The organism is Paracoccus rhizosphaerae (assembly GCF_026162645.1).
Classification (GTDB): domain Bacteria; phylum Pseudomonadota; class Alphaproteobacteria; order Rhodobacterales; family Rhodobacteraceae; genus Paracoccus; species Paracoccus rhizosphaerae.
The window spans coordinates 33,428-46,411 of sequence record NZ_JAOTBE010000014.1; the positions used below are offsets into that span (position 1 = coordinate 33,428).

A 12,984-nucleotide genomic window follows, 5' to 3' on the forward strand; every position below is an offset into this window, starting at 1 on the left:
TCCTGTCGGTCTTGGGCCGCTTAGCACGGGTTTGCGACAGGCGGAACATTGCACCGCGTGAAAAGCGGTGGCAGGTTGGCGGCGCAACCACAGGAGGCCGACCATGTTCTATCGCCCCGAAGCCGGACACGGCCTGCCCCACAACCCGTTCAACGCCATCGTCGCGCCCCGGCCCATCGGCTGGATCTCGACCCGCGGGACGCAGGGCGACAATCTTGCGCCCTATTCCTTCTTCAACGCGGTGGCCTATGTCCCGCCGCAGGTGATGTTCGCCTCGACCGGCAAAAAGGGCGACCGACACGGCACCAAGGACAGCGTCGCCCAGATCATCGAGACCGGCGTCTTCTGCGTGAACATCGCTACCGGCAATCTGCGCGACGCGGTCAATGCCAGCTCGGCGCCCTTGCCCGCGGGCAGCAGCGAATTCGACGCCGCAGGGATCGGCAGCACCCCCTGCACGACCATCGACTGCCTGCGCGTGGCCGGTGCGGCGGCGGCGCTGGAGTGCCGGATGACGCAGATCGTCCCCTTGGCGGGCGAGGCGAATTTCGCCGTCTTCGGCGCCGTCACCGGCGTCCACCTGCGCGACGACTGCGTGGTGGACGGCCGCTTTGATCCCCGTGCGGCGGGTGGCTGGATTGCGCGCCTCGGCTACAAGGACTATGCGGCGGTGCACGATATCTTCGAAATGGAACGCCCCGCATGAGCCGCAGCGTCAAGGACTATGTCCGCTCGATCCACGACTTTCCGCACGAAGGCATCATCTTCCGCGACGTGACCACGCTGTTCGCGGATGCGCGCGGCTTCCGGATGGCGGTGGACCAAATCCTGCATGCCTATGCCGGGACGCGGATCGACAAGGTGGTGGGCCTCGAAGCGCGCGGCTTCATCCTGGGCGGCGCGGTGGCGCACCAGTTGTCGACCGGCTTCGTGCCGATCCGCAAGAAGGGCAAGCTGCCCGGTACGGTGATCTCCGAAGCCTACCAGCTGGAATACGGCGAGGCGATCATGGAGATCCATGACGACGCCCTGCGGGCCGGTGAAAAGGTGCTGATCGTCGACGACCTTCTGGCGACCGGCGGCACGGCTGCGGCGGCGATCACGCTCTGCCGCCGGCTGGGCGCCGAGGTGATCGGCTGCGCCTTCGTGATCGACCTGCCGGAACTGGGCGGTCGCCGCGTGCTCGAGGGACTGGACATGCCTGTCCACGCGCTTTGCGAATTCGAGGGCACCTAGACCAGCACGGCACCCGGATTCATGATGCCGAGGGGGTCGAGCGCCCCCTTTATGGCCCGCATCGCCGCCAGCCGGGCGGGATCGCCCCACCGCGCCAGGTCCGCGGCCTTGAGCCGCCCCACGCCATGTTCGGCCGAGAACGAGCCGCCGCGCGCGACGACCATCTCGTGGATCAGGTGGGACAGGTCCCGGCGGATGTCGTCATACTCTTCCCGGCGGCGGCCTTTGGCAGGGAACAGGTTGTAGTGCAGGTTGCCGTCGCCCAGGTGGCCGAAGCAGTTGATCCGCATGTCACCGCGCGCGGCGATCGCCTCTCCGGCATCGGCGACGAAGTGCGCGACCTCTGACAAAGGCAGGCTGATGTCATGGCTGGCGATGGCGCCGACATGACGGTTGGCCAGCGGAATATGCTCGCGCAGCGCCCAAAGGTCGGCTGCTTGCTGCCCCGATTGCGCGATGACGCCGTCACGAACCAGCGCGGCCTCGGCACCGGCCGTGAACAGCCCCTCGAGCGCGGCATCGGCCGACAGGCCCGCAGGCAGCCCGACCTCGATCAGCACCAGCCAGTCGGGACGGCTGTCAAAGGGCTGGCGCATGTCGGGAAACGCCGCGTCCAGGAACCGCAACCCCTGCCCCGAGATCAGCTCGAACGCCGTGACGCCGCCGGCCATGCGCGCCTGCGCCAGGGCCAGAAGCGACAGGGCGGCGGCAGGACTGTCCACGACCATCATGGCCACGCCGGTCTCGGCGGGGACCGGCGCCAGCACCAGCGATGCGGCCGTGATGATCCCCAACGTCCCTTCAGCCCCGATCAGCAGGTCGCGCAGGTCGTAACCGGTGTTGTCCTTGCGCAGCCGCTTGAGGTCGCGCATCACCTCGCCATTCGGCAGGACCGCCTCGACCCCCAGGCAGAGGGCGCGGGCATTGCCGTATCGCAGGACGTTGACGCCGCCGGCGTTCGTGGACAACACCCCTCCGATCTGGGCCGATCCCTGCGAGGCCAGTGACAGCGGGAACTGGCGGCCGACCGCCGCGGCCGCCTGCCGCGCCTCGTGCAGGGTGGCACCGGATTCGGCGATCAGCACCCCCTCCTCGGGCCAGACGTCGCGGATCGCGGTCATGCGTTCCAGCGACAGGACAAGCGGTGCCGGACCGTCGGCGACAAGCTGCCCGCCGACAAGCCCCGTGCCGCCGCCGCGCGGAACGACGGGCACGCGTGCGGCTGCGCAGGCGCGGATGACGGCCGCGCATTCATCGGCGTCGCGCGGCGCGGCGATCAGGCCTGCCAGTCCGCGGATGCGGCCCCGCGGCTCTTCGACATAGGCGGGAGCGGCATCCCTGAGGACGCCCTGCGGCAGTTGCGCGGCAAGGGCCGCATCGGCAGGATTGAGCATCAGCGCACCTCGGTCTTGCCGCGGCGGTCGCTGCGGAGATTGGCGTAGAGCACATGGTTCCGCCAGCGCCCGTCGATCTGCAGATAGCTTTGGGCCACGCCCTCGTACTTGAAGCCCGACCTTTCCAGCACGCCGCGGGAAGCAGCATTCTCGGGCAGGCAGGCAGCCTCGATCCGCGACAGGTCGAGCGAGGTGAAGGCGTGGTGGACCAGCACGCCGATCGCCTCGCGCATGTAACCCTGCCGCGCATGGGCCTGCCCGATCCAGTATCCGATGGTCCCCGACTGCGCCGGGCCGCGGCGGATGTTGTCCAGCGTGATCGCCCCCAGCAGCACCCCGTCGCGGCGCAACAAGAACAACGGAAACGCCGTGCCTGCCTTGCAGGACCGGCCGGCCCAGTAGACGCGGTTGGTAAAGCTTTTCCGGGACAGGTGGTCCGGCGACCAGACAGGTTCCCAAGGGGTCAGGAAGGCGCGGCTTTCGGATCGCAGCGCCGTCCAGGCGTTGAAGTCCGAATGCATGGGAAGGCGCAGCACAATCCGTTCGGCGTCTAGCCGAAAAGGACGGCGCCGCGCCAGGATCACGCGGCCAGCCTTTCCGCAAGCGCCTCGCGCGAGGGGGCGCGGTCGACCGGACCGTAAAGCGCCAGCGCCGGGCGCGCCTTCGCCAGAAGCGTCTCGGCATGGGCGCGGATGTCGGCGGCGGTGACGGCGGCGATCCGTTCGGCGACCTCGGCGGGGTCCGGCACGCGGCCCCAGATCGCCAGGCTGCGGGCCATTCGTTCGGCCTGGCCCGACGGGCTTTCCAGCCCCATCAGCAGGCCCGCGCGCAGTTGCGCCTTGGCGCGGGCGATCTCGGCCTCGGACATGTCCTCGGCGGCGCGCTTGATCTCGTCGATGGTCAGCGTCGCCAGGTCGTCCAGATCCTCGGCTCCGGTTCCGGCATAGATGGTCAGCATCCCGGTATCGTCGTGAAAGCCCGACTGGGCGAAGATCGTGTAGCAGAGGCCCCGCTCTTCCCGGATCTTCTGGAACAGCCGTGACGACATTCCCCCACCAAGCGCCGAGGAAAAGATCTGCGCGGCATAGAAATCCGGCGCCAGGTATCCCGGCCCCTCGAGCGCCAGCGCGAAATGTGCCTGCTCTAGCGGCTTGACCTTGCGCGCTTCAAGGCCCTGCCAGCGCGCGGTTTCCCGCCGCCCCTGGGCCACGGGTGTCATGTGACCCAGGACCTTTTCGGCCAGCCGGACGATCCGGTCGTGATCGACGGCCCCCGCCGCGGCGACGACCATCTGGCCGGGACCGTAATGCTCGGCCACGAAGCCCGCCAGGTCGGCGCGGCCGAAATGGCTGACACGCTCGGCCGGGCCCAGGATCGTGCGGCCCATCGGCTGGTCGGGATAGGCGGCCTCTTGCAGCCAGTCGAAGATGATATCGTCTGGCGTGTCCAGCGACTGGCCGATCTCTTGCAGGATCACGCCACGCTCGACCTCGATCTCCTTGGGGTCGAAGACCGGGTTCAGAACGATGTCGCTGATCACGTCGAAGGCCAGATCGACGTCATCTTCCAGGACACGCACGTAATAGGCCGTCGCATCGCGCGAGGTATAGGCGTTGATATATCCGCCCACGTCCTCGATCGCCTCGGCGATCTGCAATGCGCTTCGGGTTGCAGTGCCCTTGAAGGCCATGTGTTCCAGGAAATGGGCGATGCCGTTCTGCTCGGCCCGTTCGTCGCGCCCGCCGGCGCTGACCCAGATGCCGAGTGCTGCGGAATGCAGTCCCGGCATCTGGCGGGTGACAATGGACAGGCCGTTGGGAAGGGTCGTCAGGCGCGGCGTGGGGTCTTGGCTCAATTGGTCCTCCGGTCGAGGATCAGCGACTTAAGCGCCTCCACGTCGTTTTCAACCCGCGTCACCCGCTCGGGCAGGTCGAAGAGGTCGGCCATGTGCGGTGGCAGTGCCGGACGGATTCCGGTTGCGCGTTCGACCGCATCCGGAAACTTGGCCGGATGCGCGGTGGCCAGCGTCACCATGGGCACCCCCGGCTCGATGTGACGCTGTGCGACGGCGACGCCCACGGCACTGTGCGGGCACAGCACCTCTCCGGTCCGGTCGCGCATGTCGCGGATCGTCTCCAGCGTCTCCTCCTCGGACACGCGGCCCGAGCGGAACTCTTCGCGCAGCACCTCCAGCGCCCCCTGGCTGATGGTGAAGCCGCCCTGCTTCAACTCGTCCATCAGCTGCCTGATGGCTCCGGCGTCGCGGTCATAGGCCAGGAACAGCGCCCGCTCGAAATTCGAGCTGACCTGGATGTCCATCGACGGGCTGATCGACGGCTCGACCCGATCGGTGCGGTATTCGCCCTGGGTCAGCGCCCGGTGCAGGATGTCGTTCTGGTTCGTCGCGACGATCAGGCGGCGGATCGGCAGGCCCATGCGCCGCGCGATGCTGCCAGCGAAGATGTCGCCGAAATTGCCTGTCGGCACACAGAAATCCGTCTGCCGCATGCCAAGCGACGCGCAGGCGGTGAAGTAATAGACGATCTGCGCCACCACGCGTGCCCAATTGATGCTGTTCACGCCGGCCAGGCCGACGCTGTCGCGGAAGCCGTGGTCGTTGAACAGGTCCTTCAGCCGCGCCTGGCAGTCGTCGAAATGCCCCGTCACCGCCAGCGCATGGACATTGGCTGCGGGGGGCGTGGTCATCTGCCGGCGCTGCACGTCGCTGACGCGGCCGTGCGGGTACATGATGAAGACGTCCACGTTGTCGATGCCACGGAAAGCCTCGATCGCGGCCGACCCGGTATCGCCCGAGGTGGCGCCGACGATGGTGATCCGCTGTCCCGACCGCGTCAGCGCAATCTGGAACAGCTGCGCGATCAGCTGCATCGCGAAGTCCTTGAAGGCCAGGGTGGGCCCGTGGAACAGCTCCAGCAGGTGGTGGCCGGGGGCCAGCTGCACCAGCGGCGCGCGGGCGTCGTGGCTGATCCGCGCATAGGCCCGGTCGATGGCGCCGCGCAGTTCATCGTTGCTGAAGCTGTCGCCGCGCAGTTCATCGTTGCTGAAGCTGTCGCCGGTGAAGGGGCGCACGACGCGGAAGGCGACCTCTTCGTAGGTCATGCCGTCGAGGTCGGACAGTCCTTCGAAGACGGGGATCGTCTCGGGCAGATAGAGCCCTCCGTCCCGCGCCAGCCCCGACAGCATGGCCTGTTCGAAATCCAGAACCGGGGCCTGGCCCCGCGTCGAGACGTAACGCATCGGTCTTCCTTCAGTAGCTGCGCTGCCTGATACGCCAGATCAGCGCCAGTGTCATCACCGCCCAGGTGGCCGCGATAAGGAACCATTGGACGGCATAGGACAAGTGGTTGTTGGGGATGCCCTCGACCGCGACAGGGACCGGCTCGGCCCCCTGGTTGTCGCCGGTGATGAAGCTGGCCACGACCAGCACGGGCTGCGTGTCCAGCGTCCGGGCCATGGCGTCGACGTCGCGGGCGAACCAGATGTTCTCGTCCAGGTTCGGCGCAGGGGTCGAACTGCTGGCGTCCTGCGGCCAGTGCAGGTTGCCCCGCACCTGCAGGCGGACCGGCGGTCGCGCGACGTGGCGCAGCTCTTGCGGGACGAAGCCCCGGTCCAGAAGGATCGCCCGGCCGTCATCCGTCACGAACCGTGAGACGACCTGATAGCCCGCGCCCTGGTCGCGGTCGTGGGACAGCACGTCGATTTCCTGGCCGGTCGTGGTGCCGGTGACGGTCACCGGCAGGTACTTCATCGACGGATCAACCTCTGCCGGCAGCGGGACGGGCTCTGCGTCGATCCCTGCCCTGATCTCGTCCAGCATCGATTCCTTCCAGGCCAGCCGGTCCAGCTGCCACAAGCCCAGCTGGATCAGGATGGCGCAGCCGACGATGCCGAGGATCAGGGGGAACAGATAGCGGCGCATGGGAACGCTCCGGGTGGCAATGAAAAACGCGCGGAGGTGACCCCCCGCGCGCCCTTGGTCTTCCGTCGGGGTGGTCAGCTGCCCCAGACGTAGATGACAGCAAACAGGACCAGCCAGATCACGTCGACGAAGTGCCAGTACCAGGCCGCGGCCTCGAAGCCGACATGTTGGTCGCGGGTCATCTGGCCGCGGCTGAAGCGCAGCAGGCAGACGGCCAGGAAGATCGTGCCGATGATCACGTGCAGGCCGTGGAAGCCGGTGGCGATGTAGAAGGCCGAGGCGTAGGCCGTGTCGGCCAGGCCGAAGGCGGCGTGGCTGTATTCATAGGCCTGCAGGCCGGTGAATGCGATGCCCAGGACGACCGCAATGGCCAGGCCGTTGATCGCAACCTTGCGGTCGCCTTCATGCGCCCAGGCATGGTGGGCCCAGGTGACGGCCACGCCCGACAGCAGCAGGATCAGCGTGTTAATGAACGGCAGGTGCCAAGGGTCGAAAGTCACGATCCCTTCCGGCGGCCAGACGCCGTCGACGATGGGGCTTTCCTCGCCCATCGGATACATGGCGTGCTTGATGAAGTTCCAGAACAACGTGACGAACAGCATCGCCTCGGACATCACGAAGAGGATGAAGCCGTATTGCAGGCCGAGGCGCACGACCGGGGTATGATCGCCGGCCTCTGCCTCGCGGACGATGTCGGCCCACCAGGCAAAGCTGACATAGGTGGTCGCGACCAGGCCGATTGCGAACATCCAGGGGCCCGTGATGGGGGCGCCCATCAGCGTCACTTCGCCCGTCATCCAGGCCACGGCGCCGAACAGCATGACGAAGACCGACACGGCCGCCAGGAACGGCCAGACCGAGGCCGGAAGAATATGATAGTCGTGGTTCTTAGCGTGCGCCATGGCGGATCCCCGTCGGCTCCCTCGAATTCGTCTCAGTTGATGGTGTCGGCCGTGCCGGTGTCAAGCGCGGCCTGCCGCGGCTCGGTCTTGTGGAAGGTGTAGGACAGCGTGATATCGCGCACGAAATCAGCGTCCCGATCGGTGACCAGATCGGGGTCGACAAAGAAGCTGACCGGCATCTCGACCCGCTCACCCGGCTGCAGCGTCTGTTCGGTGAAGCAGAAGCATTCGACCTTGATGAAATAATACCCCGCCACCTCGGGGGCGACGTTGTAGCTGGCCGTTCCGGTGATCGGCACGTCGGAATTGTTGATCGCCTCGTAGAAGGCCAGCCCGTTCTCGCCGATCTTCAGGTCCATGCGGGTCTGCATCGGCCGGAACGTCCATTCCAGGTTGTCGTCGGTGTTGGCGTCGAAGCGCACGCGCACGACCTCGTCCAGGACCTCGTCCGAGGCGGAGTCCGAGACCTGCGTCGTCCCGCCGAAGCCTGTCACGCTGCAGAACCAGTTGTAGAACGGCACCGCCGCCCAGGCCAGCGCGCCCATGGTCACGACGACGCCCAGCAGCATGGCGACGGTGCGGCCCTCGGGGCTCAGGCGCTTCATGGCGTGACCTGCGGGGCGGGTTCGATCGGCGTCAGAGACACGCGGGGCTGATGGTCGAACGCCTCGACCAGGCCGCCCTGGCGGACCTTGACGACCGTCAACGCGAAGACCAGCGCCACGAAGGCCAAGAGCACGATGCCGAGCCCCATGTTGCGGGACCGACGGCGACCATGCAGCTCATGTTCGGCGTGAAGTGACATCACCAACCTCCCATCCAGCCCTGAACCAGCAGGGCGAGGAAATGCAGGAACAGATAATAGAGCGACAGCTTGAAGACGCGCTTTTCGACCGCGTAGCCATCTGCGACGGCCTCGTCCTCGGCCCGGCGCAGGATCTGCCAGCCGCCGTGGATGAAGGCCGCGTTCAGCACCACCGCCACCGCCATGTAGAGCGGCCCGCCGACCGAGGTCAGCCCCAGCCAGATCGCGAAGGGCGCCAGGACCAGCGTGTAAGCGAAGATGTGGATGCGGGTGCTGCGGCGGCCATGCGTCACCGTCAGCATCGGCACTCCGGCCCGGTGATAATCCTCTTTCATGAACAGCGCCAGCGCCCAGAAATGCGGCGGCGTCCAGAAGAATATCAGCGCGAACATCAGCGCCGATTCGATGCCGATGCCGCCCGTCGCGCAGGCCCATCCGATCATCGGAGGAAAGGCCCCGGCCGCACCGCCGATGACGATGTTCTGCGGCGTCCAGCGCTTGAGCCAAACGGTATAGATCACCGCATAGAAGAAGATCGTGAAGGCCAGGAAGCCCGCCGCGAACCAGTTGGCCACCAAGCCCAGCATCATGACCGAGATCAGGCCCAGCACGATGCCCAGCCCCAGTGCCTCGTTGCCCTGCACGCGGCCCGAAGGGATGGGGCGGCCCTGGGTGCGGTTCATGATCGCGTCGATGTCGCGGTCGTACCACATGTTCAGGGCGCCGGACGCGCCGCCGCCAAGTGCTATGAACAGGATCGAGCAGAAGCCGATGAAGGGATGCACGTCCACCGGCGCCACCCACAGGCCCACGAAGGCCGTGAAGACGACAAGCGACATCACCCGCGGCTTGAGCAGGGCGACATAGTCGCCGAACTCGGCCTCGGGCGCGGTGTCATATGCGTTGATGTCGGTCATCGCACCTTCGTTCGGTTGGCCTGGATCGCGCCGGCCGGCGGCAGGCGCGATCTGGGGATCTTGGTTATTCAGCGCGGGCCAGATCCACCTCGGCGGCGGGGTCCAGGCTGGCGGTCGCGGCCTCGGGCTCGCCCAAGGTGCCGCCCTGCTCGGCGATCCAGGCGGCATAGACCTCGGGGGTGACGGCCTTCACGACGATCGGCATGTAGGCGTGGTTGATGCCGCAAAGCTCGCTGCACTGGCCGAAATAGACGCCTTCCTGTTCGACATTGAACCAGGCTTGGGCGATGCGGCCGGGAACGGCGTCCTGCTTCACGGCGAAGGCCGGGATGGTCCAGGAATGGATCACGTCGCTGGCGGTCACCTGCAGCAGGACGGTCTGGCCCACCGGCACGACGACGGCGGTGTCAGTCGCAAGCAGGTATTCGTCCTCGGAATAGCCGTATTCCGCCAGCTCTTCCTTGGGCAGCAGCAGCGAATCGAACGCCACGCCGTTTTCGGGATATTCATAAGACCAGTACCACTGGTGGCCGGTCGCCTTGATCACGATGTCGGGGTCGGGCGGCATCTCCTGGCTGCGGAACAGGATCGGCAGCGAGAACGCACCGATGCCCACCAGGATCAGCACCGGGCCCAAGGTCCAGCCGATCTCCAGCACGGTGTTGTGGGTGAACTTCGCTGGCACCGGGTTCGAGCGGGCGTTGAAGCGGAAGATCACGATCAGGATCAGGACGCAGACCAGCACCGTGACGGCGGTGATCAGAAGCAGCACGTAATGGTCCAGCCACTGCTGGTCGCGCGCCAGTTCGGTCGACGCCGGCTGGAAGCCGGTCGAGCCGTTGATCGGCTTTCCGATAATGGGCAGTTCGCCCAGCACATCCTGCGCCAGCGCAGTTCCGGCCAACATGCCCGCAGATGCGAACCCCGTAGCTGCCGCGACTGCACGGCGAATCATCGCTCTTGCCATCATTCCATCCCGTTGCGTTGGCCCGACCGTCATGGCCGCAAGGGCCGCCGCAGGCTGCCCCTTTTCCTTTCACAGTGACCGCTCTATGACCATATCTCGCCCTTACGGGCAAGACATACCTACAGCAAATCCCGCCGAAGGGGGAACGCGACCCGCTGCCGCGCCCGTCCGATCCGGGTCCCCTCCCCCGCAAGGAGCCTCGCATGACCCGCCAGACCTTCGACCCCTTCGCCGCGCATCTGGACCGCGACCGCGCCCTGGCCATCCTGCGGGACGCGGTCCACGGCGCCGATGATGGAGAGCTGTTCTTCGAACGCAGCCAGTCCGAGTCGCTGGTCTTCGACGACGGCCGCCTGCGCAATTCCAGCTTCATGGCAGGCCAGGGCTTCGGTCTGCGCGCCGTGCGCGGAGAGGTGTCCGGCTATGCCCATTCGACCGAGATTTCCGAGCCCGCCCTGCGCCGCGCCGCGGAAACCGCGCGCCTGGCGGTCGGCCAGGGTGGCGCCACCCTCGCGCAGGCCTCGGCCATGCGGCCGGTGAACCTTTATCCCGCGATTGATCCGGCCGAGGGCATTTCTGTTGCACGCCGCATCGCATTGTTGCGCGAAATCGACGACTTCGCGCGCGCGCTGGATCCGCGGGTGGTGCAGGTCACCGTCTCGATGGGCAGCAGCGTACAGGAGGTGGCGATCCTGCGCCCCGAAGGCGGGCTTGCCACCGACACGCGGCCGATGACGCGGCTAAGTGTCACAGTCATCGTCGAGAACAACGACCGCCGCGAAAGCGGCAATGCCGGCGGCGGCGGTCGGCACGCGCTGGACCAGCTGATGGCGCCCGACCACTGGCAGGGCCTGGTACACGAGGCGCTGCGGATCGCGCTGGTCAACCTGCGTTCCGTGCCCGCGCCTGCCGGCGTGATGGACGTGGTCCTGGGGCCGGGCTGGCCGGGGATCCTGCTGCACGAGGCCGTGGGCCACGGACTGGAAGGCGACTTCAACCGCAAGAAGGCCAGCGCCTTCGCCGGGCTGATGGGCCAGCGAGTCGCCGCGCCCGGCGTGACGGTCGTGGACGATGGCACCATCGAAGGCCGCCGCGGCAGCATCAACATTGACGACGAAGGCACGCCCCCCGCCCGCAACGTCCTGATCGAGGACGGCATCCTGACCGGCTACATGCAGGATCGCCAGAACGCGCGGCTGATGGGCGTGGCCCCCACTGGCAACGGACGTCGCGAAAGCTTCGCCCATGTCCCGATGCCGCGGATGACGAACACTTACATGCCCGGCGGCGATGCGGACCCGTCGGCAATCCTTGCAGACCTGAAGGACGGCATCTACGCGACAGGCTTCGGCGGCGGGCAGGTTGACATCACCAACGGCAAGTTCGTCTTTTCCTGCACAGAAGCCTATCGCGTGAAGAACGGTATCGTCGGCGACCCGATCCGGGGCGCAACGCTGATCGGCGATGGCGCAACGGCGCTGCAGCAGGTGCGCGCGATCGGCAACGACATGGCACTGGACCCCGGCATCGGCAACTGCGGCAAGCAGGGACAATGGGTGCCGGTGGGCGTCGGCCAGCCGACGCTGATGATCGGCGGGCTGACGGTGGGTGGCTCGGCCACCTGACGGAGCTGCTAACCGATTGTTAACCATCCGTGCGCTAGGTCCTGCCCATGATCCGCAGGAGGTTGGATGGACAGCGCACGATTCGGCATGCCGGCACCGGCGTCGCCTGACGACGACCTCTCGGTGCTGCGTCTGATCCGGTCGCGCCGGGTCGGCCCCGCCACCTATCACCGGCTGATCGCCGAGCATGGCTCGGCCCGTGCCGCGCTCGAGGCGCTGCCGGCCATCGCCGCCGAGGCCGGAATCGATGCCTATCGCCCCTGCCCCGAAGGCGTGGCCGCGGCCGAGCTTGCGGCCGGCCGCCGCGCCGGCGCACGGCTGATCCGCTGCGACTCGGCCGACTATCCGCCCGCCCTGCGCGACATCGACGGTGCGCCGCCGATCCTCTGGGTGCGTGGCGATCCATCTTGGCTGTCGCGGCAGGTCATTGCGGTGATCGGCGCACGGAACGCCTCGTCCCTTGGCCTGCGGATGGCGCGGGGCATGTCCGCCGGCCTGGGCGAGGCCGGCTTCACGGTTGTCGCAGGCTTGGCGCGCGGCGTCGACACCGCCGCGCATGTGGCCGCCCTCGGGACCGGCACCATCGCCGTCATGGCGGGCGGCGTCGACGTGGTCTATCCCCCTGAAAACGCCTCGCTGGCCGCGCAGATCGCCGAAGCCGGCGCCATCGTTTCAGAGCAGCCTTTGGGGACCGAGCCCCAGGCGCGCCATTTCCCGACCCGCAACCGCATCGTGTCCGGTCTGTCTGCAGCCGTCGTCGTGATCGAGGCCGCGCAGCGCTCCGGCACCCTCATCACCGCAAAGAACGCCTTGGATCAGGGGCGCGAGGTGATGGCGGTGCCGGGGCATCCGATGGATGCCCGCGCCTCGGGCTGCAACGCGCTGATCCGCGACGGGGCAACGCTGGTGCGCAGCGCCGCCGACGTGGTCGATGCGCTTGGCGCCGTAGCGCCCGATCGCCTGCCCCGGCCGATGCGGCCTTCGGTCGTCCCGCCCCCCGCGCCGCCGCCGCCCACGCCTCCGCTGCAGCTGGAAGGGCAGATCCTGTCGCGGCTGACCCCTTCGCCCACCGAGGAGAACGACCTGATCCGGGACCTGGGCGTCCCGGCATCATCGGCCAGCGCGGCAATCCTGTCGCTGGAGCTGCAGGGCCGGGTGACGCGCCTGGCGGGGGGACGGGTGGCGCTGTCCTGATCGG

General features: G+C 67.5%; 14 protein-coding genes. 4 read left to right on the top strand and 10 right to left on the bottom strand.

Going from position 1 to position 12,984, the window contains the following annotated elements:
- The first annotated feature begins 103 nt into the window (after nt 1-103).
- Complete coding sequence (locus OC184_RS07465) at nt 104-706, top strand: flavin reductase family protein (protein ID WP_265506568.1); 603 nt, start codon at nt 104-106, stop codon at nt 704-706.
- Nucleotides 703-1,236, top strand: coding sequence for an adenine phosphoribosyltransferase (locus OC184_RS07470; protein ID WP_265506569.1), 534 nt, complete (start codon nt 703-705; stop codon nt 1,234-1,236). The genes OC184_RS07465 and OC184_RS07470 overlap by 4 nt, the downstream gene beginning before the upstream one ends.
- On the opposite strand, the gene OC184_RS07475 is transcribed toward OC184_RS07470, so the two are convergent.
- The 10 genes from OC184_RS07475 to coxB all read right to left on the bottom strand — a co-directional run bounded on the left by OC184_RS07475 (nt 1,233) and on the right by coxB (nt 10,149).
- Nucleotides 1,233-2,630 carry an FAD-binding oxidoreductase gene (locus OC184_RS07475; protein WP_265506570.1) on the bottom strand — a complete coding sequence of 466 codons (1,398 nt, stop codon included), beginning with the start codon at nt 2,628-2,630 and terminating at the stop codon, nt 1,233-1,235. The genes OC184_RS07470 and OC184_RS07475 overlap by 4 nt on opposite strands.
- The gene (locus OC184_RS07480; protein WP_265506606.1) at nt 2,630-3,211 is read right to left on the bottom strand and encodes a GNAT family N-acetyltransferase; all 582 of its coding nucleotides are present in this window, start codon (nt 3,209-3,211) and stop codon (nt 2,630-2,632) included. The genes OC184_RS07475 and OC184_RS07480 overlap by 1 nt, the downstream gene beginning before the upstream one ends.
- A complete protein-coding gene (locus OC184_RS07485; RefSeq protein ID WP_265506571.1) occupies nt 3,211-4,485 on the bottom strand; it encodes a M16 family metallopeptidase in 1,275 nt (424 codons plus the stop codon). The genes OC184_RS07480 and OC184_RS07485 overlap by 1 nt, the downstream gene beginning before the upstream one ends.
- The gene (thrC, locus tag OC184_RS07490; protein WP_265506572.1) at nt 4,482-5,888 is read right to left on the bottom strand and encodes a threonine synthase; all 1,407 of its coding nucleotides are present in this window, start codon (nt 5,886-5,888) and stop codon (nt 4,482-4,484) included. The genes OC184_RS07485 and thrC overlap by 4 nt, the downstream gene beginning before the upstream one ends.
- A 10-nt stretch (nt 5,889-5,898) precedes the next feature.
- Nucleotides 5,899-6,570, bottom strand: a complete 672-nt coding sequence (locus tag OC184_RS07495; RefSeq protein WP_265506573.1) for an SURF1 family protein — start codon at nt 6,568-6,570, stop codon at nt 5,899-5,901.
- Between the two features lie 74 nt (nt 6,571-6,644).
- Nucleotides 6,645-7,472, bottom strand: coding sequence for a cytochrome c oxidase subunit 3 (locus OC184_RS07500; RefSeq protein WP_265506574.1), 828 nt, complete (start codon nt 7,470-7,472; stop codon nt 6,645-6,647).
- Nucleotides 7,473-7,504: 32 nt separating this feature from the next.
- Complete coding sequence (locus OC184_RS07505) at nt 7,505-8,077, bottom strand: cytochrome c oxidase assembly protein (protein ID WP_265506575.1); 573 nt, start codon at nt 8,075-8,077, stop codon at nt 7,505-7,507.
- The gene (locus OC184_RS07510) at nt 8,074-8,277 is read right to left on the bottom strand and encodes a hypothetical protein (RefSeq protein WP_265506576.1); all 204 of its coding nucleotides are present in this window, start codon (nt 8,275-8,277) and stop codon (nt 8,074-8,076) included. Before OC184_RS07510 ends, OC184_RS07505 begins: the two co-directional genes overlap by 4 nt.
- Nucleotides 8,277-9,194 (bottom strand): heme o synthase, encoded by a 918-nt coding sequence (gene cyoE / locus OC184_RS07515; protein ID WP_265506577.1) that lies wholly within the window; start codon nt 9,192-9,194, stop codon nt 8,277-8,279. Before cyoE ends, OC184_RS07510 begins: the two co-directional genes overlap by 1 nt.
- Nucleotides 9,195-9,258: 64 nt before the next feature.
- Nucleotides 9,259-10,149, bottom strand: coding sequence for a cytochrome c oxidase subunit II (coxB, locus tag OC184_RS07520; protein WP_378926972.1), 891 nt, complete (start codon nt 10,147-10,149; stop codon nt 9,259-9,261).
- 215 nt (nt 10,150-10,364) lie between these two features.
- Here coxB and tldD point away from each other — a divergent pair, with 215 nt between their 5' ends.
- Complete coding sequence (gene tldD, locus OC184_RS07525) at nt 10,365-11,786, top strand: metalloprotease TldD (protein ID WP_265506579.1); 1,422 nt, start codon at nt 10,365-10,367, stop codon at nt 11,784-11,786.
- Between the two features lie 66 nt (nt 11,787-11,852).
- Entirely contained in the window at nt 11,853-12,980 is a 1,128-nt protein-coding gene (gene dprA, locus OC184_RS07530) for a DNA-processing protein DprA (protein ID WP_265506580.1), read from the top strand.
- The last annotated feature ends 4 nt before the right edge of the window (nt 12,981-12,984 follow it).

Coding starts and splice junctions, on each gene's coding strand:
- OC184_RS07495 (WP_265506573.1), bottom strand. CDS start 6,570: ATGCGCCGCTATCTGTTCCCCCTGATCCTCGGCATCGTCGGCTGCGCC.
- OC184_RS07465 (WP_265506568.1), top strand. CDS start 104: ATGTTCTATCGCCCCGAAGCCGGACACGGCCTGCCCCACAACCCGTTC.
- OC184_RS07505 (WP_265506575.1), bottom strand. CDS start 8,077: ATGAAGCGCCTGAGCCCCGAGGGCCGCACCGTCGCCATGCTGCTGGGC.
- OC184_RS07475 (WP_265506570.1), bottom strand. CDS start 2,630: ATGCTCAATCCTGCCGATGCGGCCCTTGCCGCGCAACTGCCGCAGGGC.
- cyoE (WP_265506577.1), bottom strand. CDS start 9,194: ATGACCGACATCAACGCATATGACACCGCGCCCGAGGCCGAGTTCGGC.
- thrC (WP_265506572.1), bottom strand. CDS start 5,888: ATGCGTTACGTCTCGACGCGGGGCCAGGCCCCGGTTCTGGATTTCGAA.
- dprA (WP_265506580.1), top strand. CDS start 11,853: ATGGACAGCGCACGATTCGGCATGCCGGCACCGGCGTCGCCTGACGAC.
- OC184_RS07510 (WP_265506576.1), bottom strand. CDS start 8,277: ATGTCACTTCACGCCGAACATGAGCTGCATGGTCGCCGTCGGTCCCGC.
- OC184_RS07470 (WP_265506569.1), top strand. CDS start 703: ATGAGCCGCAGCGTCAAGGACTATGTCCGCTCGATCCACGACTTTCCG.
- OC184_RS07500 (WP_265506574.1), bottom strand. CDS start 7,472: ATGGCGCACGCTAAGAACCACGACTATCATATTCTTCCGGCCTCGGTC.
- coxB (WP_378926972.1), bottom strand. CDS start 10,149: ATGATTCGCCGTGCAGTCGCGGCAGCTACGGGGTTCGCATCTGCGGGC.
- tldD (WP_265506579.1), top strand. CDS start 10,365: ATGACCCGCCAGACCTTCGACCCCTTCGCCGCGCATCTGGACCGCGAC.